Here is a 25,069-nt window from a genome sequence, read left to right as displayed (position 1 = left end):
CGAAGCATGGCCTTGCTTAGGGAGGAGGTCCCCTCCTTTAAGCGGTATCCGTTTGAATTGCCGGCGGTGGCCTCCATGGATCGGCTCGATTTCCACCCCAAGGTGACATATATCGTCGGTGAAAACGGGATGGGCAAATCGACGCTGCTGGAAGCGGTCGCCGTGGCCCTCGGGTTTAACCCGGAAGGTGGCACGCTGAACTTTAACTTCTCCACCGCGTCCACGCACTCGGAGCTTTACCGTTATCTCCGGCCGATCCGGGGGCCGCAGAGGCCCAGGGACGGATTCTTTTTCCGCGCGGAGAGCTATTACAATCTGGCGACGGAGATCGATGAGTTGGATCGGCAACTCAGCTTCAGGCCACCGATCATCGACTCTTACGGCGGCAAATCCCTGCATACGATGTCGCATGGGGAATCCTTTTTTGCCACGTTTATGAACCGTTTCGGTGGAAGAGGATTGTATATTCTGGACGAGCCGGAGGCGGCGCTCTCCCCGTTCAGACAAATGGCGATGCTGGCGCGAATCCATGAACTGGTAGGCCAACGCTCCCAATTTATCATATCGACACATTCCCCAATCCTGATGGCTTACCCTGACAGCCTGATTTATCAGTTGACGCCTGAAGGCGTCCGCACGGTAGACATTGAGGAAACAGACCATTTCGTGATCATGAAGGAATTTATGAATAACCGCGACAAAATGCTGCGGGAACTGTTGGAATGAGGAAGAGCGGTAGTCAGGAAAAATGAACCGGAAATCGTTGAAAACAAGAATGCCGGAGTTGACGACTCTAATGCTGCACGAACCGTATCCCGACTATGAGGTGATGATGTTAATGCGTATGTTGATGGTTTTTAAACACGGTATCTGCCCGGTGCAGTTGCATTCCACCGATAACCGAATGTACCGGGCTTAAAGGTTGGCGTTATCGGGCGGCTGCACCTACTCTATCTTTTTGCAAACAAAAGTGAGAGGGGCACAAATCCATGAATGAACATACCGTCATGCTCGATATGGGTACAGGCGGCGGTGAGTTTCTGTTATCCCTGCCGCCCCCGGGTGGCAGGACGTATGCGACGGAAGCCTATCTTCCCAACTATGAGCTATGCAGCGACAAGCTGACGCTTTCCGGCATAGATGTCAAGCTGATTGAGGATGACAATGATTTGCCGTTTGAAAGCGGTATGTTCGACCTTGTAATCAACAGGCACGAGGCGTTCGCGGTGGAGGAAGTCTGCCGGATTTTTCAATGGATCATTGTTTCGAACAGCTTTGCAAGCTGCACAAAACTTGAATCGGGATGGATTTGTTGCAAGCCGGGAGCATCGCTTTTTTATTTTAGCGCGTAAATGATCGATGTAATGAAATTATATCTGCTTTATTGAGGAGGAAATGTATGCCATACTTCACGATATTTGCATCGCGAAACGACACTAGAGATATTGAGGCTCTTATTCATGAGGTTTTCCGGGATGGATTCAAGGTGGGCGGATCGTCCCATGAAATGGTGATTCAACCGAAAGGTTGGTTCAGTAAAAACAAAATAACAATCCGGGTAGCCTCCGAGGACAGCGATCCGGATTATTTTGAGAACAATATTCCGGGTATGATGGGGTTTTACCAGCGTATTCCGTTCGAGGACGAAGATTTGCAATACCGGGTTCTGACGCAGATCTCCGTTATCAATACGATGCTTGCGATCGAGACGGAGAAGGAATACGGTAACGATTACCTGAAATTGTTCGTTGAACTGGCCGGAAAGTTAAATGGCATCTGCTTTCTTCCTGACGGCATGCTTTTGGACGGGGAGGGCAAGGTGATCGTAACGGCCGACGGCAAATCGGGTCCTTCCGATTTCAGACCCCATGCCTGCACGAAAAAAATCAGGGGGGAAGACAAATTCTCTGCCGAAGGCGGGCAAAGAAAGCAGAGGAGTATGGAATACTTGAAGGAACGGGAGGTTCCGTTTCTTGAAACTTTGCCGGAGCTTCCTCCTCTGGAAGAACTGGCGGTAAAATCGCGGGAGCAGCTTGCCCGCAGGGCGGTTGCCCTGCTGATAGTCATTCAATATGCCTGCGATGTGAACCAGGGAGAAGATTTGCGGGAATCGAAGGTGTTCGTCACGCGCATGCTGGATAAATTCGGAGTCACGGAAGAGTTGACCGAATTTGAGCGGGACCTGTTAGGGCAATCGGAGCCGGATCGTCGGGACGCCGTCAATCTGGTCTGGCAATATGAGGCTTATTGGGGCCTCCTCTGGGGTCTTGGCCTGCTGGAAGAGCTAGATTTTCCCGATGACACGTGTGACTGCGAATATGCGATTAACGTGGTGTCCGGTTGCGATTCCTTCGACGAGTTTTTGGATAAAACGGCAATGCGGCGCTCGGAGGACATTTTGGATGAAGCGGATAAAATCTACCGCCTGCACTGGGCGTGCGTCAATGCGCGGATTCAGGGCAAAGAAGCCCCGGCCGGCTTGAACGAAAGTGTTGTGCTTGAACGCCGCCGGGCACTGTTCTGGATGATCGGCTACCGGGATGAAGCCTGGAATGACATCAGCATGGACACGTAGGAAAAGGGCGCAGCGGTGGAGGTGCAGCGGCGTGACATAATCTCACGCAATAACACATCAACGGTCACATAGCCGTAGCACAGGCACGCATCGGACACGCCCAGCAGGCATGTAGCTGTAGCACAGGCACATCGACACACCAAGCAGGCATGTAGCTGTAGCACAGGCACATCGATAAAACCAACAAGCACGTGGCACGAAGGGCTAACCAAGAAGACGTTGCGGTGGGAACGCGTGAACTTAACTGGAAAACCTACAGGTAATTTTCGTACATTTAGCTAGAACTCATATTTAAATGGAAAACCTCCAGTTAATTCAGCGATTAATGGGGCTTATGGGCCGAAATTCGTCTGAATAGCTGGAGGTTTTCCAGCTAATTTCGGAAAGATGCAGGAAAGCGGCGAATTAACTGGAGGAAATCCAGTTAATTTAATCCGCAGTAGTTCGGAGTGGTTCGTAATAGTTTGCAAAAGTTCGCAGTGTTCCGCAATACCACGCAAGTCCGCAATGGTTCGCAGTAGTCGCAGTAGTTGCAGTAGTTGCAGTAGTTGCAGTAGTTGCAGTAGTTGCAGTAGTTCGCAGTAGTTGCAATAGTCCGTAATGTTTGCAGTAGCCCCCGTCCTCCTTGCCCCCATGTCTATCATATCCCGCAGTAGCCCCTTAATTCCACTTTAATCGGCATTAGTCAGCCTTGCTCTCACAAGGGGGTATAGGTTAGCGATCATCACCGCCTACAAGGTTTGTCCACTGTCCACGGTGATGATTTGGCCGGTCATCGCCTCTTGCTCCAGGGCGGCGCACACCATGCGGGCGATATCTTCGGGTGCGGCGATGCGCTGTAGGAGCAGGTTCGGGGCAAGCTTCCGCATTTGATCTTCTTTGCCATCCCACCAGCGGGTGGCCACCGCTCCGGGCACGATGCAGTTGACCGTGATATCCGGGGCCAAAGCCCGGGCTAGCGATTTCGTCAAGCCATGAACCGCGGCTTTGGATACGGCATAGGGTAGCGAGGAGCCCGATCCGGTTAGGCCCGCTATGCTGCCAAGGTTGACGATGGCTCCGGTCTTGTTTTTCTTCATCCAGGGAGCCACCGCCCGGGCGCAGAAAAACATCCCCTTTACATTCACAGCGTACAACTCATCCCATACGGCCTCATTTGCACCCTCCAGATCGTTCAGTGGAATATGCTTCGTGATTCCGGCGTTGTTCACCAGCAAATCAATCGACCCGAATTGTGCGGCCAATTGATCGGCAATATTCCGGACTTCCGCCTCGTTGGCGACATTAGCTTGGATGGCGACGGCGCGGCCTCCCTGGCTAGTAATTTCTTGAACCGTGGCTTCCGCCTCGTCCTTGGAGCGGGAATAATTGACCCCTACGATAGCGCCGCGTTCAGTTAACGCCAAACTAATCGCCCGGCCGATTCCCGTTCCGCCCCCGGTGACGAGAGCTACTTTATTGTTTAGGTTCATGGATAAACCTCCCCGTGATCTGTGTGATACAACGTATTTTATCTTTCTTGTGGGTATTTGTATAATTGAATTAAATGATTATATCATTCAAAAATATTGAATTCGAAATCCGGTGAACAAGTATGGATATGAAAAACTTGAAGACGTTTCACTTGATCGTAAAATACGGAAGCTTTATACGGGCTGCCGAAGAGATGAACTATGCGCAATCTACGGTCACGATGCAGATGCAGAGGCTTGAATCCGAACTGGGCGTGGAACTGCTCGAACGAGGCAAAACCATCGCGCTAACGGAGGCGGGGCGACTGTTTTACGAGCAAAGTTTGCAAATCGTGAACAGGCTGGAGCAGTTGCAAAGTAATCTGGCGGATATTCAGTCGGGCGAAGCGGGGCATGTTCGCCTCGGCGTGACGGAGCCGACGGCAAGCCACCGCTTGCCGAAATTAATAGGCCGGTTCCAATCTATGTTTCCGAAAATAAAACTGTCCGTGGACATGGGAAGCAGCGTGAATATGAGCGAGCAGATCCTTAAAGGGGAATTGGATTTTGCGCTTTGTTCAGCCCCTGATCTGACAACCGGGCTATATTTCGAGCCGCTGTTTGATGAAAAGTTCGTCGTCCTCCTGCCTGAGAACCATGTTCTGACCGGCAAATCGACCCTGGCTCCGGCTGATTTTCAAGGTCATCGTCTGCTCATCACATCGGCTACTTGTCCGTACCGCAGAAAGCTGGAAATGGCGCTAAAGGAAGCGGCGGTTACTCCGCTGGATACGATGGAAATCGGCGGTATGACGGCGCTTCAGTATTATGTGGAAGCGGGACTCGGCATCGCGCTCGTGCCGGAAAACGGTCTGAGCCCGGTTCCTGCCGGAACCGTGGCACGACCCATGGATGTGCCGATCGATATGAGCATCGGCCTTTTAAGCAGGGGGCCGGAATCTCCATTGACCGTGACCGCCAGCAAAGTCTATCAATGTTTGAGGCAAGAGCTGGGCGGTATCGGGCACCGCTAGACAGGGACACTTGGCTGCGCAGTTTTCTATAATGCATTTTCGGACAACATCGCGCATCCGCGGACAGGAAGGAATGTTTAGTCCCCGGTACACTGGATTTGAAAGGAGATGAGGCGGATGGAAACGCTGAGGTTGCTGCGCGACGCCATCAATTATATTGAGGCGCATTTGCAAACGGAAGTCGTGATTGACGATGTGGCCAAGGCGGCCCTGTCCTCGAAATATCATTTTCAACGCATGTTCCATGCCTTGACCGGCTTTACCGTAACCGAGTACATTCGGAATCGTCGGCTGACGCTGGCTGCGGAGGAGCTGTCGGGCTGCTGCAAGGTCATCGATACCGCGCTGAAATATGGTTACGACAGCCCGGAGGTGTTCACCAAAGCATTTACCCGGCTGCATGGCGTGTCGCCGTCCGCTGCCCGAAAAAAAGACGTGAAGCTGAAGTCGTTTCCGCCGCTCTCTTTTCAAATTCAAATTAGAGGGGTAAGGGAAATGAACTATCGCATTGCGGAGGAAAAGGGCTGTACCGTCATCGGTAAAGAGGTTATCGTCCACAGCGATCCACAGGACGAAGTACCGCGGTTTGTGGAACAAATTTGGAGGGACGGCACGCATGACGCGATCAATGAGGCTGCCGGCAGGGAAGCGGGTTCGCTGCTTTTCGGCTATCATTACGATTTCGGCGAAGACGGAGGCAAACGTTACTTAATGGGCTGCGAGCTAGCCGGGGATCGTGAGGTTCCCTACGGCCTTACCGTTTTGGAGCTGCCGCAGCAAACGTATGCGGTCTTTGAAGGTTACGAGGCGATCACGGAAGATATTGAAATCGGAACTGGGATTTTGGACGTATGGAGGCGAATTTATGCCGAATGGTTTCCTTCGGCCCATTTTGAGCAGGTAGAGGGACCGTGCATTGAAAAATACAATTGGCTGGATGAACAGCAAGTGGATTCCAAGAGCGAGGTCTGGATTCCGATCAGAAGAAAAGGCTAATATTTATAAAAAAATCGCTATCTCCGTGGTGATAAAAACACCGGAGAATAGCGATATTTTTATTTTACAAATCGTCGAACCCGTTGTCGTCGCCGACTTTGCCGTAGTTGCGCGACTTGGCTTCGAAGAAGTCGGTCTTCGTTGCATTGAGCGCTTCGTCGGAGAAGGGTTTGATCCACGGCATGCAGTTGACGTCGACGCCTTGGTAACCTTTTTCCAGCCCCATCAAGGTCAGGCGTTTATTAGCGATGTATTTGATGTAGTCGGACAGCTCGTTCAGGTCGATGCCGCGGACTTCTTTCAGCGTATAATGGGCCCAGTTCGTTTCGAGTTCAACGGCACGGTCGATGGTGCGGTAGACATAGTCGATGTTCTCTTTGGTGTTCAGTTCCGGATAGTCGATCAGCAACTGCTTGAACACTTCGGCGAAGAAGTAGCAGTGCTGGTTCTCGTCGCGTTGAATGTAGGAGATCATTTGGCTCGTGCCCATCATTTTTTGGTCGCGGGCCAGGTTGTAGAAGAAAGCAAATGTACTGTAGAAGAAAATGCCTTCCAGGATGAGATCGGCCACGAGCGCCTCGAAAAAGGATTGCGGAGTAGCATCGTCGCGGAAGTTTTGATAGATGTCGGAAATGAACTTGTTGCGTTCCAGCAGTACCGGGTCATGTTTCCAGTATTCGAAAATCTCTTTTTGCTCTTGATCGGAAACGATGGAGGAGAGCACGTAGGAATACGACTGGTTGTGCACGACTTCTTGCTGCCCGATAATCGCCGAAATGGCCTCCAGCGAGGAGTCGGTAAAATACCGCTTCACGTCCCCGACGAACATCGTCTGCATCGAATCCAGCACCGCGAGCAACGAGATGTTGATTTTAAAGGTGCGCTGTTCCTCGGAATCAAGCTGGACGAACTGCTGGGCATCCTTGTTCATCGGAATTTCGTCGGCGATCCAGTGGTTGAGAAGCAGTACTTTGTACAGCTTATACATATGCGGCATGCGGATGTCGTTCCAGTTCAGAATCCCCGAGCACTCGCCGCCAATGATCCGCGTAGATTTATTCGGTGCCTCCGTGTTAAAAATCGTTTGCAGTTGCATGGATTTCATCTCCTTGATTATTCAATCGTTGTGATCGGTACGTCCAAAACATTCGATTGTCCTATGAGTTGGGACGAGCGAACCTCCTATGGTTCGCTCGCTGTAAGAATAATAGCGGACTTTTTCGGTCTTATCTGACCGTTTTCGGCGAATTCCATGGAAATAGCAGACTTTCTGGACGCTATTTCCGGTCAATGGCTAGATGTCGCGTCATATGGACTCTTGCGAGTAGAATAGCGTCCTAAAAGTCCGCTATTCATTTCAAAAACGCTTAAGTGAGGAGGATAACGGCCAATTTGTCCGCTATTCCGGTAGGCAAAAACTAATCATTCGGACGAGCTGCTATTTATGAAGCGCAGGATTCGCACTCTTCAATGGTCAATGCCCGACTGCGAACATAATAGGTGGATTTCAGGCCGGCCTTCCAGGCGTGTAGATGGAGTTCCAGGAACTCGCTCGCTTTGATGTCCGGGCGCACGTAGAAGTTGAAGCTTTGCCCTTGGTCTACGTGGCGTTGACGGGCGGACGCCATGTTGATGGACGCGTGCTGGTCGATCAGGAACGCCGTCTTGTAGTACCAGATCGTTTTCTCGGACAGATCAGGCGCCGGATTAGCGATCTTATACGTTGTTTTCTCTTCATAAGAGAGCAACTCATAGAGCGGGTCGATGCTCGCGGTAGATCCGGCGATGATCGAAGTCGAGCCGTTCGGCGCGATCGCGAACATCCAGGCGTTGCGCACGCCGTTTTTGCTGACTTGCTCGGCAAGTTCTTTCCATTGTTCGGTCGTTACAAATTTGCCCTCGCGGGAGCCGTCCGTGTATCCGCGATACGTGAAGTACTGCCCGTTCTCCCAGTCGGAGCCGGCGAACTTCGGATACCGGCCCTTTTCGACGGCCAGCTCCATGCTGGATTTGACAAGCAGGTAGTTGATTTTCTCGTAAAGCGCATCATTATAGGCAACGGCTTCGTCGGATTCCCAGCGGATGCCTTCGAGCGCGAGCAGGTGATGCAAGCCGAATGTGCCCAGACCGATGGCCCGGTACTGGCTGTTCGTATACTGCGCCTGCAGGACTTCGATATTGTTGATGTCGATGACGTTGTCGAGCATCCGTGTCTGGATCGGTACCAGCCTGTCGAGCACGCCGGCCGGCACGGCCCGGGCCAGATGGATCGAGTTCAGGTTGCAGACCACGAAATCGCCCGGGATTTTCGAGACGACGATCCGGGTTTGTCCGTCCTTCGTCACGAGCTCTTCTTGCTCGACCACGGTCGGGGATTGGTTCTGCATGATTTCCGTGCACAGATTGGACGAGTAGATCATGCCGTGCTCCCGGTTCGGGTTGGCGCGGTTGACCGTATCGCGGTAGAACATGTACGGCGTTCCCGTCTCCAGCTGCGATTTCATGATCCGTTTCATAATATCGATCGCCGGCATCGTGATGCGGGACAAGGTCGGGTGATTGACCGCCTCCGCGTATTTTTCGCGGAACTGGCCTTGGCCGAACTCGTTATCGTAAAAATCTTCCAGGCCGAGCGGCCGGCCGTTCGCATCTTTCCAGCCCATCGTTTTCTTCACTTCGTGCGGGCAGAACAGGTTCCATTCGCCGCGCGCTTCGACGGCTTCCATGAACAGGTCCGGCAGGCAAACACCGTGGAACACGTCATGTGCGCGCATCCGCTCGTCGCCGTTATTCAGCTTGAGGTCGAGGAAGGCGAGAATGTCTTTGTGAAACACGTCCAGGTAAACGGCGATCGCGCCTTTGCGCGTGCCGAGCTGGTCGACGCTGACGGCCGTGTTGTTCAGCTGGCGAATCCATGGGATGACGCCGGAGCTGGTGTTTTTGTGGCCGCGGATATCGGATCCGCGTGCACGCACTTTGCCGAGGTAAACGCCGATCCCGCCGCCCATTTTGCTGAGCCGGGCCACGTCGGTGTTGGAGTCGAAAATACCTTCCAGCGAGTCGTCCACCGTATCGATGAAGCAGCTGGAGAGCTGGCCGGCGACTTTCTTACCCGCATTGGACATCGTTGGGGTCGCGGCAGTCATGTAAATGTTGCTCATCGCCCAGTAAGCTTCCTTAACGAGCTCAAGACGAGTTTCCGCAGGCTCCCGGTGCATGAGGTACATGGCGATGACCATATAACGTTCCTGCGGGAGCTCCATGATCCGTCCTTCAAAGTCGGTTGCCAAATAGCGCTCGGTCAACGTCAGAAGGCCGATGTAATCAAACAGCAGATCGCGGGAAGGATAGATGCATTGGCCCAATTCTTCAATTTGCTCCTTGGTATAGTACTCCAGTAATTCCTCGCGGTAGATGCCGATTTTGCATAAGTCGGTGATCAGATGATAGAACGAACCGTAGGGTTCTTCGGGATAGGCTTTGTAGCGGCGGTTGACCGCCGCTTTTTTGTACAGGGAGGTCAGCAGAGAACGGGCCGCCGCAAACTTCCAGTCCGGCTCTTCTTTCGTGACGAGTTCCAGCGCCGACATCGTGAATGCGCTGCTGATTTCTTCTCCGGTTACTTCGTCGCGTTTGAGCTTGGCGTTTACGCCGCGCAGCAGGCGCTCCTTGTCCAGTGTATGTAATCCGTCCAGAATGCGATCGGCGTAAACGCCGAGGCGTTCGTTATCGAACGCAAGTTGACGGTTATTGGGCTTGGTGACGAGTTGTGGCATGTAGAATTCCTCGCTTTCATGGCATGGGATGTAATGTGATGTGATGGACCGGATTGAATGGAATGGCTCAAATTCCGGAATAATCTATGAATTTTCAATTCTCAAATTGAGAATAATCACGGAAAAAGGGGCGTCTTCGCAATAGACGCCGACAGTGATTTTTCTTTTCGCTATGAAAAGCATCACAGATTATCAATTATACTAGAAAGTCAGAAAGCTAGAAAGAGAAAGTTGGCTCCCACAGGGCTGGCTGACCTTGAGACAGGCTGGACTCAATATCGATGAGACGCTGATTGGAGCTGCCCCTGTAGAGCAGGGAGGGATCACGCAGTTCTTCGACGAAACGTCCGTCTACCAGCACTTGGCAGCGTTCCAGCAATCGAAACTCCGGCGACTCCCGGTGCTCGGTCAATTCTTCGTACGTATATCCGCTGTAAATCCAAATCGGCACGGGTCGCCCGGCTTCAAGGCGTAGGTGATCGACAAAGGCGCCGACCTCGGCGGCGGAGAAAAATGGATCCCCGCCCAGAATGCTGACCCCGCTGAGCAGGGGGTTATTTTTAATGTCGGTGATGATTTCAAGTTCCCGCTCCGGCGTCAGCAGCTCGCCGTAATTGAAATTCCAGGTGGCTGCACTGAAGCAGCCTTTGCAGTAATGTCGGCAGCCGCTGATGAAGATGGCGGCACGAAGGCCTTCGCCTTCATTGATGGATTCCGGGTAGTAGCCGCATATGTTCATGCGTCGTGCTTCACCCGGTCGCGGACCTCGGCCTGCTTCGCTGCATTGAAACGGGTCTGATAGTCCCCGGTCAGATAACCGGTCACGCGGCGCAGCCGACGGATATAAACGTCCTTCTCGTGGCTATTGCAGGAAGGGCAGGTGGCCCCGATAATGCCCTCAAACCCGCACGCGGAGCAACGGTCGATCGGATGGTTGATGCTAAAGTAGCTGACTTGCTGTGACAGCGCGTATTGAACGATTTGCAGGAATGCCGCCGGGTTGCTGCGGGCGTTTCCGTTCAACTCGATATAAGAGATGGCTCCCGCATTGCACAGTCCGTGGAACGCGGCTTCCAGCCGAATCTTTTTCGCGGCGCTAATCTTGTAGTACACCGGGATGTGGAAAGAATTTGTGTAATACTCCCGGTCGACGACGCCCGGCACGGTGCCGTAGAAGGCCCGGTCACGCTTGGTGAATTTGCCGGACAGCCCTTCCGCAGGCGTGGCGAACAACGTGATGTTCAGGTTGTGAAGCTCGCCTTGTCTGTCGCAGTAGTCGCGTAAGTAAGCAATCAGGTCGTAAGCTTTTTGGTAAACCTGCTCATCTTCGCCATGATGTTTGCCGTACATGGCCTTCATGCATTCCGCCAGCCCGATGAATCCGATGGACAAGGAACCGTGTTTAATCAGTTCGCCGACGTTTTCCTCAGGGTCCAGATTTTCTCCGCCTTCCCAAACGCCCTCGCGCATCATAAAATCGGAAGCCTTCGCTTTTTGCGCGGCCTGGATTTGGAATCGGTGAAGCAGGCCTTCCAGCGCGATGTCCAGGTAATGGTCGAGTTCATGGTAGAAGCCGCGCTCATCCGCAACGGTTCTCCGTCCCAACGCAATCCCGTGCTCAAGTCCGAGCTTGACGAGGTTTAGCGTATTAAAGGAAAGATTGCCTTTCCCGGACAGGCGATTGCGTCCGAAGCGGTCGCTCAGCACCCGCGTGCGGCAGCCCATCGTAGCGAACTCGGTATCCGGATCGGCCGGATCGTAGTGCATGAGATTCAATGGGGCATCCAGGTTAGCGAAGTTCGGATACAGCCGCTTGGCCGAGCATTCCGCCGACTTCAGGAAGAGATGATAGTTCGGCTCGCCCGGGTTTTGGTTGACGCCTTGCTTGCATTTGAAAATCTGAATCGGGAAAATCGGCGTTTCTCCGCTGCCGAGTCCGCGCATCGTGGCCGTCAACAGGGAACTGATGACGAGCTGGCCTTCCGGCGACGTGCAGGTGCCGTAGTTGATGCTGGTGAACGGAATTTGTCCCCCTGCGCGGCTGGACATCGTATTCAGGTTATGAATCAGACTCTCCGCGCCTTGCAGCGTCTCGCTTTCGGTTTCTTTTAACGCATATTTAAAAGATTTCGGATATTGTGCTTGAAGATCGCTGCGGCTCATGTTGATTTCACCGCCAAAGTCGGCCTCGCCGGCACCTTCCTCAAAATACTCCAGCCCTTTGCGGAAGTATTTGGCGAAGGATTTCGCCACGTAAGGCTCAAGGTCGTAGTCAAGCATGTTGGCCGATACGCCGCCGTATTGGGAGTTCTGCTGGGATTGGAATATAATCGCCACGAGCGCCATCGCGGTCATGATCGAGTTCGGCGGCCGGACGCTGCCGTTGCCGGTGTTGAAACCTTCGCGCAGCAGCTTGGCAAACGGAATGAAAATGCAATTCGTCGTGCCGATCGCGTATTGATCGAGGTCATGCACATAGACTACATTGTCCTTGATCGCCTGAACGACCCGCGGCGGCATGACAAAATGGTTTGCGTACCATTTCGAGTACTCGCTGCCGAATTTGCTCATTTTGCCGGAGAAGCTTTCTCCGTTCAAGTTGGCGTTTTCGCGTAGGACCTCCAAATTCGAGCTCTCGACGATTTCTTCGCCAAGGCGGATAACCTCTTCCATCATTTGCTCCCGGTTTGTTTCCGTAACGATCCGATTCATTAGTGCCATCTAAAGTTTTCCTCCCCGATAACTAGGTAATAATCCCGTATAAAAAGCATTTCCAACCCGGCAAGGCCGAAAATGCCCGAAGGTCTCCAGAATGATAGCTGTAGGAAGGCGTAACCGTGAAGTCAAAATCAAAGCTATGTAAGAGCTGCATCGGACACCTCCCTGTTCCTCGCAGGTTAGCGCGGTGTCTTCCAAACGGGCAGGTCTCCTGGCTTTCGGTCATGCACCGGCGCCTTCCCGGGGGAGATCTAAAACTCCCTTAGTGGCATTATGCCGGCGAATTGCCTTGGGAAGATCACAAGAGATTCCCAGGCGCTCCGATTACAGTGGCGGGACCGCAGCGGATTTGCACCGCCTTCCCTTTTAAGACCCGGCGTCTAGGGCGCCGGACCACCCGTTCACACTATATTTTGTTGTCCTGTTAATATATTAACCCCATATATTGTGTTTGTAAATGGGCCTATCTTAATTTGGACGGTTGAAAAAAATGAAAAATCCCCTGAAAGCAACCGCGGTGCGGTCCAGCGGGGATGAAAAATTTTTTTGAAATTTTTAACCCGAAAATTCCGAAACCAGGTTTAGTCCATCGATCATCTTGGAAGCTCCTGGGCGTATTTCTTTCGTAGCTGATTCAACTCATTTAACTTGTGCAGATGATCCTCCTGATTCCTCATTCCTACCGCGACAATCAAATTTTCCACTATAAACGTAGGGGCAATCATGGAGTGGAATTCCCAGGTTTCTCCCCGGCTGGCAAACAGCGTGATATCGCATTGATCGGAAAAGTCGGCAACGAGCCGGTCCGTAATGAGCAAAGTCCGGTAGCCGGTCTCTTTGGCATGATCGACGATCACCTTTGCTTCCGGGAGCAGCCGGACGAACCCGAACAGGACTACGAGATCTTCCCCGGTGAGGTGAAGAAGATCTTCAAACAACTCGCTCCCGCCGCGGTCCAGTCGATGAAGAGAGAGTCCGAATCGGCCGAGCCTGTAATGAAGCAGCTCCGTGAGCCCGGCCGAAGGGCCCGGACCGTAGATGTAGATACGCCTTGCCGAGGTCAGGGCGGTGACGGCGGCTTCGAAGGAATCGGCGGAGTAATGGGTCAGCGTTTCTTCGAGATGTCTCATGCTTGTTGCGAGAAACTGCTGGGGAAGCGGACTGGCGTCCGCTTTGTCCATAATATTTTTCATTTTTGCCGCAGGCGTCACATCGAGTTGGCTCCGCAGCTTGGTTTTGAAGTCTTTAATATTTTTGAAACCGACCGTGCGCCAAAACCGCGAGACCGAAGCAATGCTCAGCCCCAGTGCGTCGGCGATTTCCTGTTCGGTGGAGAACAGGACGGTTTGCGAGTTTTTTTGGATGTAATCCGCGATTTTAAACTGACCCGGCGACAGGGCCTCGGTGTTCCAGTTCAGCTTCACGAGAGATGGCCTCACTTTCTTCGTCTGGTGCTTTGATAGAAATAGATTAACATACCGGCTTTATTATGGGCAAAAGCGATTCATATCCAATCCGAGAAGCAAAGGACGGACTGGTAATGATGTGTATTTTTTCATAAATTATATTTATGTAATTTTATTTACATGATTTTAACGTTCCTGGACATCGAATTTAATAATTGGACTCTATATTGGGATTAGCTTGAAGAAAGGACGTTTGAACAACCTAATTAAAGGAGGGAAAGCAAGTGATTCAATCCCAAAAAAGATATGTGCTTACGCAATCGCAAAAAATGATGGTGTTTATTTTGTCTATGTCCTTGTACGGCTTGTCCAACATGATTACGGAGCTGATTCCATCCCTGCGGCTTGGTCCGGTGGAATTTTCGGTGGAGTACTTCGCTTTTATTCCGTTGACGCTATGCATCCTGTTCCATCCATTTTATGCCGCCGTTGGCGCGGCGCTGGGCGAAGTGATTTTCGGCGAGATTATGCTGGGCCAGTTCGGCGGTCTCGGAGAGCTGGAGAAATTTATCGGATTTTCTCTAGCTATGTTCATTGCCGGGAGTCTCGTCAACGATCCGCGAAACCGCAGACAGGTCGGGATTGCCGCGATTACCGGCGTTGCTATCCACCAGTTTATCAGCAGTGCGGTGGATATTGCCAAGGTATGGGTGGGGGTAGAGGAATTCGAAGCCGTTCCGGGCTTGGCGCAAAGCGTAGTGGTCGTAGAAGGGGTCTCTTTTCTGAATGACGTCTTGTTCTCCGGTATTTTGTTCGCTTTGTTGCCGACCTTGTATCTGGTCCCTCGTTTGTACGGCAAGATCGAGCCGTTGCTCGGCATGAAACCGCGCGATAACCGGATGAAATATTCATTGGGTGAAATCATCGCTCCGCGATTGATCGTTATTTCCATAGTTTTGGCTTTTGCAGCGTTCGGCGCAGAGTTTCTGGCGGAGTCGGATATGGCGCTGATCGACTGGGATGCGGATTTCCTGGAGAGCATAGGCGGGTGGTTCATCTGGGTTAGTATCGGTGCGGCTGCCATCGTGGCGTTGATTACGATTCTGCTGCTGATCCGCAAAGGCAAAAGAACACCACAGCAAATGGATAGGAGCGGTCAGGCTTAATGCGTGATGAAAACAATATCGTTGTCATGGAAGGGGTCACATTTACATATCCGGGTGCCGAGCAATCGGTGTTGAACGGAGTTTCCCTGGAGATCAAGCGCGGTGATTTCGTCGCCGTAATCGGAGGGAACGGCAGCGGCAAATCCACGCTGTGCAAAACGCTGAATGGATTGATACCGCACTATTATGTCGGCGATTACGAAGGCAGCGTTCAAGTGAACGGACTCGATACGCTGAAGCATAACGTTGCGCAGCTGTCACGCCATGTTGGTTACGTATACCAGGACTTCGAAAATCAACTGATCCGTCCGACGGTATTGGATGATGCCGGGTTCGCCCCGCTGAACTATGGCTTCGAGGATTACATGGAGCGCGGGCGCCGGGCTCTACGGCTGGTTGATCTGCAGTGCGATCCGAAGGAGTTCATCTGGCAGCTCAGCGGCGGACAGAAGCATCAGCTCGCCTTGGCCGGTGCAATCTCGCTGGATCCCGATATCCTGATTATCGATGAGCCGGTGGCTCAGCTAGACCCAAGCCATGCCGGGAAGATTTACGATCTGCTGCGGAATTTGAACGAGTGCCATAGAAAAACCATTATCGTGATCGAACATCATACCGAGTTTATCGCCGAATATTGCAAGACGGTAGTGCTTATGGATGCGGGACGGGTTCTCTGGTCCAGGCCGGTAAAGGAAGCGCTGCGAGAGCTGAACCAACTGGAGGTGAGTCATATTTACCCGCCCCAGGTCACGCAGGCCGCTGCAAAAGTTGCCGAGTCCGGTTACGACTTTGGCGTCGGAGGGACTGGGGAAGAAGCAGGGGTAGAGTCGCACCGGTACCCGGTTACCTTGGAGGAAGCGGTGAAGTATTTTGGCCGTTTGCAGGGGGAGCAGCGTGAAGAGAATGTTGTTGTTGATCCCCTTGGTTCTATGGGGGCGGACGATTCGGCGGCGGGGCTTGGCGGCGCAGTCAACGCCTCAAACTCCTCAAACGCCGTGAATCCAATCATCGAGGTCAAGCATGCCCGTTTCTCCTACCGAACGGTCACGAGGGAACGAAAGGTTGTGCTGGACGATGTCAGCGTAACGTTCAACCCGGGCGACCTGGTTGCCCTGGTAGGGAATAATGGCGCCGGAAAGTCTTCCTTCCTGAAGCTGATCACCGGGGTGACGAAGCCTGAGGCTGGTCACGTCCGGGTGAAAGGCGTAGACACGCTGCGAACGCCGCCGGAGCAACTGGCGGATATGGTGACTTACATTTATCAAAATCCCGAAGAAATGTTCATTGAAGATTCGATTCGCAAGGATGTGGAGTTCTTCCTGAAGGCCCGCCGCGTGATCGGCTACGAACAGAAGGTGGATGACATTCTGGACAGCTTCGGGCTAACGGAGCTTCAGCACCGCGACGGACGTCTGCTTAGCGGCGGGCAGCAGCGTCGCGCCTCGCTGGCGATCGGGGTAGCCATGAATCCGTTGGTTATTTTGCTGGATGAGCCGACGGCCAATCTCGATATTGCCACCCGCAAGGATATTACGCGCTTGCTGCAGCAATTGAACCGCCACGTGGAAACGGTGATCGTAGCAACCCATGATATGCAGCTCGTTGCGGAGTGGGCTAACCGCGTCATTGTCATGCATCAGGGACGGATGATTAGAAACGGCACCCGGGAGTCGGTGTTCGCCGATGCCGATCTGCTGGATCTGGCCGGGCTGACCGCGCCGCAAATTTTGGAGCTGAGCCGGTCCCTGGGAATGCCGCAGCTTTGCTACACGGTGGATGAATTCGCGCAGCGCTGGAAGGCTGCCGGAAGAAGGGAGGCGCTGGTTCATGGAGTATGTACGTAAGCTTATGGACCGGGTATCGGTCGAGGGCGTTAAAATTGAATTGCTCAATACGGCCTACGGCAACGGCGATACTTTTCTCGCCAAGCTGGACCCGCGGACCCTGTTCCTGTGGTATTTGTATTTCGGGATTGCCCCGTGGTTCATCCATGACGTGATTTTGTTATTCGGCTTGTTTTTCCTCATGGGCTTAACAACGATGATGTCACGGGTGAGTCCGCTTATTATTGGAATCCTGTGCCTCGGGCTGTTGAGCCAGGCCGGGTATCTGCTGATCGTATCCTGGCTGTTCGGGGGAGGCGGGGAAACCATCCTGCCGCTGCTGAAGCTGACGCTGAAATTGTCCGTCATTTCGCTGGCCAGCATTACCGTGTTCTGTTCGATGGACCCCGAGAAGCTGAGCGACGGTCTGCTTAGCATCGGGGTGCCGAAGCAGGTTTCATTCGGCATTGCTTACGGTTACCGGATGCTTCCCAGCTTGCTGGAGGAGTACCATCACATTTTCCTGTCGTTCCGGCTGCGCGGGGTGGCACCACAACGCCATGGCTTTCTTTATTTGCGGAGCATCATTTATTTCCTGAAGATCGCGGTACTCTCTTTTTACCCATTAATATTAAGCATCGCCAAAAGAACGCGCACTACAGTGGAAGCCCTGGAGACCAAAGGTTTCTCTTATGCCTACCAGTCGCCCCGGGTCAAACGGATCAAGTTGTCGTATATGAAATTCACGCTCCGCGACGCCTTATTCCTGGCCGTCTCAGCGATCTATATGGCTGCACTGTATATTCTGGCCGTACAATTTAACCTCTAATAAAGGAGAACACTTATGAAAATCGATCTGCACACCCATGTGAAACTTTCCAAGAAAAGTGAATTCAGTCCAGCTTATTTCAAGGAGATGATGGCTGAAGCGAGAGGGAACGGCCTGGACGCCATCGCGATGACGGAGCATTTCAATACTTTGCGCTATGAGGATATTTACGAGATGCTGGACCGTAATTATCCTTATGAAAACGGCTATTATCTGGCTGAGGGAATCAAGGTGTTTCCGGGCATCGAGGTCGACATTAAAGAGACGGGACACATTCTGATCATCGGCCGGCGGGAAAACGTGCTTGAGCTTAGAAGCCGTTTGGAACCGCATACGGAAAAAGGCCGGTTCATCGACTTCCGTACCTTGCTCGACTGGAGCGAAGAGGGAGGGTTCTTGAGGATCGGAGCGCATCCGTTCCGGGAGGGGACGCCGCTTCATCATTTGTCCGACGAGTTGTTGAAGCGTCTGGATGCCTTTGACCTGAACGGCAAAGACGTTTATGCCCAGGGACTCGAAGCTTACCGCGCCAAAATCGGAGAGTTCGCAAAACGACTCGGCCGCCCCGTGGTCGCCGGAAGCGACACGCACCAGTTCATGCAGTACGGAAGCGTGCTGAATGAGTTCGACCGGAATTTTGAAACCGTGGGTGAGCTGAAAGCATTGATTCGTGAGGGGGCCTATTGTATTGAAGTTTCACCAGCCTTGGATATCAAGGTAAAGTCCGCCAACATCATCAAGGGACTGCTGAAGAAGAGCCTCTTGCTTCCGGTGGACGACGATTTGGAGGAGCTTGGAGACCAGTCGGCTTAAAGGCTTGGGAAAGAGACCGATTCGGAAACAGGCTCTCGCTAGCGCAGCGTACATCCATGACGCCCCTGATCATACGGTTCGTTTCTATGGTTTGATTCCGGAGCGAATCTTGTTACAATAAGTGAAGGCAAGACATGAGATATGATCAGGGAGGCGCTTAATTATGGCGATTGCGGAAGTAACGGTTATCCCCATCGGAACAGGCTCCACCAGTCTCAGTTCCTATGTTGCCGAGTTGCAGAGAGTACTTGAACATCAAAAAGGAATCAAGTATACGCTCACCTCGATGAGTACCATTATTGAAGGGCCGCTGGATGATATTTTTGCCGCGATCCGGGCGATCCACGAGGCCCCGTTTCAGTCCGATGCCAAGCGGGTATCCACATCGATCAAAATCGATGACCGCCGGGACAAAGTTGGCTCGTCCGAGCAGAAGCTCCGGTCGGTGCAGGATAAGCTGGGCTTGTAACGGCAAATCCGGAAGAAGGTCGCAGTAGATGGTTGCTGACCGATTTTCCAAAGTTTAGCCCTTGCATTATTTCCAAAACGGAGTATAATAATTTTTGTTTCACTTTAAAAGTGAATCTGCTGATGTAGCTCAGCTGGTAGAGCAACGCATTCGTAATGCGTAGGTCGGGGGTTCGAATCCCTTCATCAGCATCATTCCGCATAAACTCCGCAATATCAAGCGTTGAATGTCACGGTAAGGCAGCCGCAAGGGCTACGCATTCCGGACGCGAAACGGATATACGTCGGTACTCATACGAGGCCCTCTACGATAAAAAGTAGGGGGTTTTTGTTATGTCGATTGATCCACGCAAAGGTAAGAAAAGAATCGATATGAATCGCGCTCACTCAACGCAAGAGGCGAAGACGGTGACGCTTGACTTGGCGTTCGACGTCTTTTATAGCGCGAAAAGGGCGGAGAAGGTCCGGCCTCGGACTCTCGCGGATTATAAAAGCTACTGGCGCTATTTCCGCGAATGGTTGGCCGGAGCACATCCGGAAATAACCGAGGTTGTTTCGTTATCCGCGTCCATCATCCGCGAGTATGTCGAGTATATGTCGTTTGACCATATGCGCTATGGAAACGATAAATACCGAAAGAAGGACGACAGTAAGCTATCGCCGGCAACGATTAAGTAGCGGCTTCGGGCTCTGCAAACGATGTGCGGATTTTGGAAAGGTGAAAACTTTATTGATAAGGACCCGACGGAGAAAATTAAACCGCCGCGGATGGATACGGAGGATAAGACGCTAATCACGGACGAGCAGTTTGTGGCCATTCTTGACGCGCCGGATACAAGCACATATGTCGGCTTCCGCAATAAAACACTGATGATGCTGCTCGTGGACACCGGTCTTCGCATAAATGAGGCGTTGCGGCTGCGGACTTAACATTTGGATTTCGCGGCAAGGTGTATTCGGTTGCCCGGCGAAATGAACTAGAACCGAAAACCCGCATTGTCCCATTGTCGGCCGCGATCATCCGAGAATTAAACCGGTTAATCGAAGAGACACAAGCATTTTTTGAGACGGATTACGTATTCGTCGCGGTGTATGGCGATCCACTAATGGACTTCGCAGAATCTCTGTCGAATCCAGTTTTGTATTCAGGTAGTTATTTCTGTGTTGTATAAAGAGCATTTGTTGCATATAATGCAAACAAACGTTCTTGTATTCTTTAAAATGAGAATTTCGTGTTTTTACTTTTTGCGTTATTTTCTACCATTTTCTCAGCAGAGAGAGATTTTCGTCTTCGAATCGGTCCCAGCCGGAAAGCTTGAGAATTGATTGAGGACCCGGAAGAAAGAAGACGGTTGAATACCGCTGTATTCGAGGGATTCCATCCCCCCAAAAAAAACCGTCTCTTTTCGGGCGCAATACGAGAAAAAATAGAGTTCGCCTGAAGATCTGCAAGGGAACGGAGAGAATGGGCAACTCGTTGAATTCCGGATTCTCCGCATACAGATAAACTGCATTTGGGAATCCAGATACTTAGTACTTTCATTATTGAAGATTTAGAAGTCGTTACTAATGAAGTTATTGACTCTATTATGGCCACAATCTGAACATAACTTTGCCAAAAGATGTGCATGGCATGATGGCTTTTTTTCGTGCAAGTATGGAGTGTAAGGACAAAGCAAGTTGTACCCACTCACGACTGCATAATGCGATATTATGACCGGAGCTTTACATTTTTTGATCTCGTATATTATTTAAAGAATGTTATTTTTATGAGTTTTGGACGTTCGATGATACTGTATTTATAGGAAATTAGATAATAAGAATCCTCCGAATCAAGTATATTATTTAATTTTGTATCAAAATAGACTCTGGTTACTCGCCCTCCCATATTATGAACAAGCATGCTGTTCTCATTAATTTCCATAATTTTGACGAGTTCTGTAGTTTTTCCCGTACTTTGGAGATAAAAAAGGCCAATTATAAGAAAAATTAAAACCATTCTAAAAATCCATATTCTCCTATTTTTCAACAGATTCCCCTCCTTCTCTTGATAATATTATAACATTTATGGTATATTTAGGGAGAGATATCTCAAAAAAATGACTAGGGAGGAAAAAAATGAAAAAAATCCTGTTTTAAAAATTTTATTGATGTCTTTAATGTTCATTCTTTTATTTTCTACTGTTGTGAGTGCAGATGAACTTAATTCTGTGAATAATCCAGAAAACACCACATCGAAGTTAAAAGTTGGGAATGGGTTAACAATAGAAAAATTCAGTGATGGTCGTGTAAAAGGAATTGAAAATGCTAAGAGTCTTAATGAATTACAGAAAAAAGAGATTTTGAAACAAATGAAATTCACTACAGAAGAGATAGAGAAACTCCCGTCAACCCTTATAAATGAGATTATATCAGAGGGCGGCGTTAAAGTTCAGCTTGAACAAAAAAATTATAAGCATATATATACTTCGCTTGATGGTATGGATTATATTGTGACGGATGAAACTAAGGAATTAGTGGATAAAGTAAAAGCAGCAGATGCAGTAAAATTAGGTCTAGGTTCAAATTTAATAGGTACATTGGAAATGGGTGGTCATTCTGAGGGAATATTTTCAGGATACGGTACCCTAATTTTTAATGGAAAAACTAGCAATAACCAAGAATATAAATATAGTTTTGTAACAAATTTCAACTGGAGTACTGGCCCGACTGCTTGGAATTATGATAAGGTTGCAGTTGCATACGAAACAATGGCCACAAGAACAGGATCAACGGGCCACCATTATCTATATGGAAATTCATCTAACGATATAGGGATGAATATCTCTAACTCATCTGTTTATGGGGTCGAAGGTACAACGCAAGCTCCTACTTATAATTCTTATGGGTATTTAATGGTTAACGTAAATCTTCCAGTCAGTGAAGATGGAAATTCGGGAATATTTGTAAGTGGGTATGGACATTCTTGGACTCCTGTACCTATTTCGGTAACTTTTGGTCCAATTGGTGTTGATTTTGGAGGAATAGGAGATAAATGGGATTGGGATAATTATTTTACTATTGGTAAGGCTTACTAATAAAAAAGTTTAACCCTAATTGGCGGCTTTATGAACGAATGCTCAAAAAAATTATCATTCCTAATGTTACTTTGTTTTAAATCGGTTAACAAATAATAATCCCGAGTCGCTCCATTGCGGAGCGGCTTTCCTTATGTTGCTAGGAGAGTAGATTTGAAATCAATTAATAGCTTTTTAGGAACACATTAAAAATACCAATGAATCGTGGTAAGCGATGACAGGTCTATTAATGTAATATGCTACATTGAGCTACTATTAATGATCAGTTACAGATAAACAAATGCGATGGTTGATTTGGGATTCTTGGACAGGACATGAAGTAATTTTTCTTTACTCGTTATTATATGAAGGGGACTCCTCAAATGTTGATCTGTGATGATATTGAGGAGGAGCTGAAATTATTAATATTGACTGAAAGGATCTCTAAAGTTACGCTATGCTCTACGATTGTAACAGAGAATAGCGTATTACTTAAACGACAGCAATAGGAATGGCCTGATTAAGAACGTGAAAAATGAATAATATATTTCAAGCTATATAGATTGAACTGAAAAACTTCATATTCGAACCAGCAGTCGATCGATCGCTTCAAGAGGGTGTTGATTGACCCGTTTCATGAAGGCCGCGACATGAGAGCGAATGATGTAAAACTTGTGAAAAAAGACATTATTGACGACATCTTGTTTCAGCCATTTCCATAACCCCTCGACGGGATTAAGTTCAGGACTGTACTTGGGTAAAAAAACAAGCTGGAGCCTTGAATGCTCCCGTAGGAACTTTTGGATTTCATCGGCATGATGAGCGCGGGCATTGTCTAATATCATAACGAGTTTACCTTTGGGATACGCATGCAGAATATCTACCAAAAAACGCTGGAAGGCTTTTGTATCAAAATTCTCTTCCTCTCTGTGGGTCACTTGGCCTGTTTCGTAGTCGATGGCCGCAAACAGTTTAGCCCCTTTATGTTCGCCGTAAGTCGCAATTTTACGTTGCTGCCCTTTGGGAAACCAGTTATACTGCAAAGCCAAATACGCCCGGATCATGGATTCATCCTCAAATAAAAGGTGGCTAATCTTCCCGTGGTTAAGCTCCTCTTTGAGCTCCGGCAAAGTGACTTCGCGGAAATGTTTCCGCTCCTCTTTGTTAGCACGTACCAGGGTATACGTGGCCTTCGTATAACTAAAACCAAGCCGATTCAGCATTTTAGAGATTCCTTTTAGCGTATACTTTTCCCCAAATTCGCGAAGAATCCAAGCGCGGATGATTTTTAAGGTCCAAGTGTACTTTGCTTCGAATCCAACATCTACAGGTCTTTGGTTTGCAATCGCTTTTTTCAGTCGTTCTTCTTGTTCGTCGGAAAGTTTTCGGATTCCTCCGGGACATTCGCCAAATTCCAGGCCTGAAAGTCCGTGCTTGCAGTAATCGTTCCAGTACCCGCTAATTGTAGGAAAGGATCTTCCTAAAATATCTGCAATTTCGGTTAACGTCCGACCTTCTAAATGCAAACGGACTGCTAAATATCTTTCGTACATGCGCGTATTTTCTGTGTCTTTCATTGCCGTTGTCAGTTGTTCAATCTTATGTTCATGATTCATTTTAATCCCCGTCCCTTTCGGTTCTTTACTATCTTTTACCCGATTAAGACGGTTCTTAAATTTATGAGTTCAATCTATCTACATTGATTATTACCTACGCTAGAGTTAGAATTAACTAGAAAATATTTCATAAGGAGGTAGTTTTGTTTTGAAAAAGAAAACATTTACATCAACTATTGTTGCTGGTATTCTGTCTTTTGCATTGTGTATACCCCTTGTTGCAGCGGATACTTTTGTTGCATCAAGGAATCCGGTTGATAACGTTAAAGCTTCTATATAACATTCAACAAGAAGTTTCTAAAATGAAAATGAGTGATGTTTTGACTTTTGATGAATTGGTCTCTACCTATGCTAATGATAGTGGAATTTCTATAGAACAAGCCAGAAAGACTCTCCTTTCTAACTTTAATTCTGGAAGAACGAAAAGTTCGACAATTAGTCCCAAATTAGCCACATATAGAACTTTTACTGCTCAACTAAACGCCATGAGTAACTATAAGCCGTCTCTAAAATTCTATTGTGAGACAACTGAAGGTGATTATTTTCATGGTATTTTAACGGTCCTGAGTACTACTATGAACAGAGTTTATCAAGGTACAGCTAAGCAATTCTCCGGAACGGTCTACACTAATTTAGAACACGCTAATAGAATTCACTACATTGTTAGTGGGGATTTTTATGACAATGGGACAACGACGATTTCGGGTGGAGGAAAGGCAAATATTGGTGAATCATTTGAAATTACATTTGGTGTTTCCTACTCGAGTAACTGGTACGCAACTATTTATGAAGAAGATGACTGTGATTGGTATTAAGTGAGTAGAATACTAATTATCATGAGGGATTTTTTTATCCTTCATGGTAATTCTTGTTTTTGAACTAAGAGAGTAAGAGTAATTTACAGTTACCTTTATATACAAAAAGGCAAATGGAGGCGGTAACTTGAATAGTAGTGGTAAAATCCTAGTTCTTATAACGAGCATCATTATTGGAATATTAATTATGTTCTCGCCAGTTTTTATTACTGGATCATATTATAATGTTAATCAAGTAATGGGAAGTCTTTTGAGTGCTGAAATGGTCACCAGGACTCTTGCGGTGGTTATTGGTTTAATAATTATGTATGATGGTGTAAAGACGTTTTTTAAAAATTGAAAAATTATAATTTTGAAGCAAGAAGTTTTTGTGTTATAGAGAGAATTATTGATCAAATGACAAGTCGCCCAAAATCAGGGTGGCTTGTTTGGTTTTGACTTTAGTCAGTTGAGTACGCGAAAGCGTGCGAAACAAAAAACCACCCGCTATGCGGGTGGAGGGACCTAGGGTTTGACCACTAAGACCA

23 protein-coding genes, 1 tRNA gene and 1 riboswitch are annotated in these 25,069 nt (G+C 49.3%); of the genes, 16 read left to right on the top strand and 8 right to left on the bottom strand.

Going from position 1 to position 25,069, the window contains the following annotated elements; translation table 11 throughout:
• The first annotated feature begins 6 nt into the window (after window positions 1–6).
• The 3 genes from DFP94_RS16605 to DFP94_RS16595 all read left to right on the top strand — a co-directional run bounded on the left by DFP94_RS16605 (window position 7) and on the right by DFP94_RS16595 (window position 2,575).
• On the top strand, window positions 7–726 hold the full coding sequence (locus DFP94_RS16605) for an AAA family ATPase (protein WP_114497745.1): 720 nt from the start codon (window positions 7–9) through the stop codon (window positions 724–726).
• Between the two features lie 263 nt (window positions 727–989).
• Window positions 990–1,352 (top strand): class I SAM-dependent methyltransferase, encoded by a 363-nt coding sequence (locus tag DFP94_RS16600; protein WP_114497592.1) that lies wholly within the window; start codon window positions 990–992, stop codon window positions 1,350–1,352.
• Window positions 1,353–1,399: 47 nt separating this feature from the next.
• Window positions 1,400–2,575: a DUF4272 domain-containing protein gene (locus DFP94_RS16595; RefSeq protein ID WP_114497591.1), complete on the top strand. Its 1,176-nt coding sequence runs from the start codon at window positions 1,400–1,402 to the stop codon at window positions 2,573–2,575.
• 731 nt (window positions 2,576–3,306) lie between these two features.
• Here DFP94_RS16595 and DFP94_RS16590 read toward each other — a convergent pair.
• On the bottom strand, window positions 3,307–4,047 hold the full coding sequence (locus DFP94_RS16590; RefSeq protein ID WP_114497590.1) for an SDR family NAD(P)-dependent oxidoreductase: 741 nt from the start codon (window positions 4,045–4,047) through the stop codon (window positions 3,307–3,309).
• A gap of 122 nt (window positions 4,048–4,169) precedes the next feature.
• Between DFP94_RS16590 and DFP94_RS16585 the strand changes: the two genes are divergently transcribed.
• Both DFP94_RS16585 and DFP94_RS16580 read left to right on the top strand, forming a co-directional pair.
• Window positions 4,170–5,060, top strand: a complete 891-nt coding sequence (locus DFP94_RS16585; RefSeq protein WP_114497589.1) for a LysR family transcriptional regulator — start codon at window positions 4,170–4,172, stop codon at window positions 5,058–5,060.
• Between the two features lie 117 nt (window positions 5,061–5,177).
• Window positions 5,178–6,056: an AraC family transcriptional regulator gene (locus DFP94_RS16580; RefSeq protein ID WP_114497588.1), complete on the top strand. Its 879-nt coding sequence runs from the start codon at window positions 5,178–5,180 to the stop codon at window positions 6,054–6,056.
• 64 nt (window positions 6,057–6,120) lie between these two features.
• Here the strand turns inward: DFP94_RS16580 and DFP94_RS16575 are convergent, their stop codons facing one another.
• The 6 genes from DFP94_RS16575 to DFP94_RS16555 form a co-directional block, all read right to left on the bottom strand.
• A complete protein-coding gene (locus tag DFP94_RS16575; protein WP_114497587.1) occupies window positions 6,121–7,152 on the bottom strand; it encodes a ribonucleotide-diphosphate reductase subunit beta in 1,032 nt (343 codons plus the stop codon).
• 346 nt (window positions 7,153–7,498) lie between these two features.
• Window positions 7,499–9,832, bottom strand: coding sequence for a ribonucleoside-diphosphate reductase subunit alpha (locus DFP94_RS16570; protein WP_114497586.1), 2,334 nt, complete (start codon window positions 9,830–9,832; stop codon window positions 7,499–7,501).
• Between the two features lie 217 nt (window positions 9,833–10,049).
• Window positions 10,050–10,571: an anaerobic ribonucleoside-triphosphate reductase activating protein gene (gene nrdG / locus DFP94_RS16565; RefSeq protein ID WP_114497585.1), complete on the bottom strand. Its 522-nt coding sequence runs from the start codon at window positions 10,569–10,571 to the stop codon at window positions 10,050–10,052.
• Window positions 10,568–12,544 carry an anaerobic ribonucleoside triphosphate reductase gene (locus DFP94_RS16560; protein WP_425459264.1) on the bottom strand — a complete coding sequence of 659 codons (1,977 nt, stop codon included), beginning with the start codon at window positions 12,542–12,544 and terminating at the stop codon, window positions 10,568–10,570. The genes nrdG and DFP94_RS16560 overlap by 4 nt, the downstream gene beginning before the upstream one ends.
• A 31-nt stretch (window positions 12,545–12,575) precedes the next feature.
• Entirely contained in the window at window positions 12,576–12,704 is a 129-nt protein-coding gene (locus tag DFP94_RS26315) for a hypothetical protein (protein ID WP_281269502.1), read from the bottom strand.
• A 30-nt stretch (window positions 12,705–12,734) separates the two neighbouring features.
• Window positions 12,735–12,966, bottom strand: a riboswitch (cobalamin riboswitch).
• Window positions 12,967–13,143: 177 nt separating this feature from the next.
• Entirely contained in the window at window positions 13,144–13,974 is an 831-nt protein-coding gene (locus DFP94_RS16555) for a MurR/RpiR family transcriptional regulator (RefSeq protein ID WP_114497583.1), read from the bottom strand.
• Window positions 13,975–14,240: 266 nt separating this feature from the next.
• Between DFP94_RS16555 and DFP94_RS16550 the strand changes: the two genes are divergently transcribed.
• From DFP94_RS16550 to DFP94_RS16505, 9 genes are all read left to right on the top strand, one after another.
• Window positions 14,241–15,122 carry a DUF8171 family membrane protein gene (locus DFP94_RS16550; RefSeq protein WP_245954899.1) on the top strand — a complete coding sequence of 294 codons (882 nt, stop codon included), beginning with the start codon at window positions 14,241–14,243 and terminating at the stop codon, window positions 15,120–15,122.
• Window positions 15,122–16,966, top strand: a complete 1,845-nt coding sequence (locus DFP94_RS16545) for an ABC transporter ATP-binding protein (protein ID WP_114497582.1) — start codon at window positions 15,122–15,124, stop codon at window positions 16,964–16,966. Before DFP94_RS16550 ends, DFP94_RS16545 begins: the two co-directional genes overlap by 1 nt.
• Window positions 16,950–17,774: an energy-coupling factor transporter transmembrane component T family protein gene (locus tag DFP94_RS16540; RefSeq protein ID WP_114497581.1), complete on the top strand. Its 825-nt coding sequence runs from the start codon at window positions 16,950–16,952 to the stop codon at window positions 17,772–17,774. Before DFP94_RS16545 ends, DFP94_RS16540 begins: the two co-directional genes overlap by 17 nt.
• Window positions 17,775–17,789: 15 nt before the next feature.
• Window positions 17,790–18,587, top strand: coding sequence for a PHP domain-containing protein (locus DFP94_RS16535; RefSeq protein WP_114497580.1), 798 nt, complete (start codon window positions 17,790–17,792; stop codon window positions 18,585–18,587).
• Between the two features lie 163 nt (window positions 18,588–18,750).
• Window positions 18,751–19,056, top strand: coding sequence for an MTH1187 family thiamine-binding protein (locus DFP94_RS16530; protein ID WP_114497579.1), 306 nt, complete (start codon window positions 18,751–18,753; stop codon window positions 19,054–19,056).
• Window positions 19,057–19,174: 118 nt separating this feature from the next.
• Window positions 19,175–19,247 (top strand) — tRNA-Thr (locus DFP94_RS16525).
• A gap of 141 nt (window positions 19,248–19,388) precedes the next feature.
• Complete coding sequence (locus tag DFP94_RS16520) at window positions 19,389–19,733, top strand: hypothetical protein (RefSeq protein ID WP_114497578.1); 345 nt, start codon at window positions 19,389–19,391, stop codon at window positions 19,731–19,733.
• A 21-nt stretch (window positions 19,734–19,754) separates the two neighbouring features.
• Window positions 19,755–19,985, top strand: a complete 231-nt coding sequence (locus tag DFP94_RS16515) for a tyrosine-type recombinase/integrase (RefSeq protein ID WP_114497577.1) — start codon at window positions 19,755–19,757, stop codon at window positions 19,983–19,985.
• Between the two features lie 1,169 nt (window positions 19,986–21,154).
• Window positions 21,155–22,132 carry a hypothetical protein gene (locus DFP94_RS16505; RefSeq protein ID WP_114497575.1) on the top strand — a complete coding sequence of 326 codons (978 nt, stop codon included), beginning with the start codon at window positions 21,155–21,157 and terminating at the stop codon, window positions 22,130–22,132.
• 557 nt (window positions 22,133–22,689) lie between these two features.
• Here DFP94_RS16505 and DFP94_RS16500 read toward each other — a convergent pair.
• The gene (locus DFP94_RS16500; RefSeq protein ID WP_114497574.1) at window positions 22,690–23,733 is read right to left on the bottom strand and encodes an IS630 family transposase; all 1,044 of its coding nucleotides are present in this window, start codon (window positions 23,731–23,733) and stop codon (window positions 22,690–22,692) included.
• A 142-nt stretch (window positions 23,734–23,875) separates the two neighbouring features.
• On the opposite strand from DFP94_RS16500, the gene DFP94_RS26310 reads away from it, so the two are divergent.
• A complete protein-coding gene (locus DFP94_RS26310) occupies window positions 23,876–24,007 on the top strand; it encodes a hypothetical protein (protein WP_281269501.1) in 132 nt (43 codons plus the stop codon).
• 22 nt (window positions 24,008–24,029) lie between these two features.
• Window positions 24,030–24,542, top strand: coding sequence for a hypothetical protein (locus tag DFP94_RS16495; RefSeq protein WP_114497573.1), 513 nt, complete (start codon window positions 24,030–24,032; stop codon window positions 24,540–24,542).
• Window positions 24,543–25,069 lie beyond the last annotated feature (527 nt).

This window comes from Fontibacillus phaseoli, from assembly GCF_003337355.1.
GTDB lineage: Bacteria > Bacillota > Bacilli > Paenibacillales > Paenibacillaceae > Fontibacillus > Fontibacillus phaseoli.
Note: the sequence above shows the minus strand (reverse complement) of the source record. Positions and strands in the feature narration are given on the sequence as shown.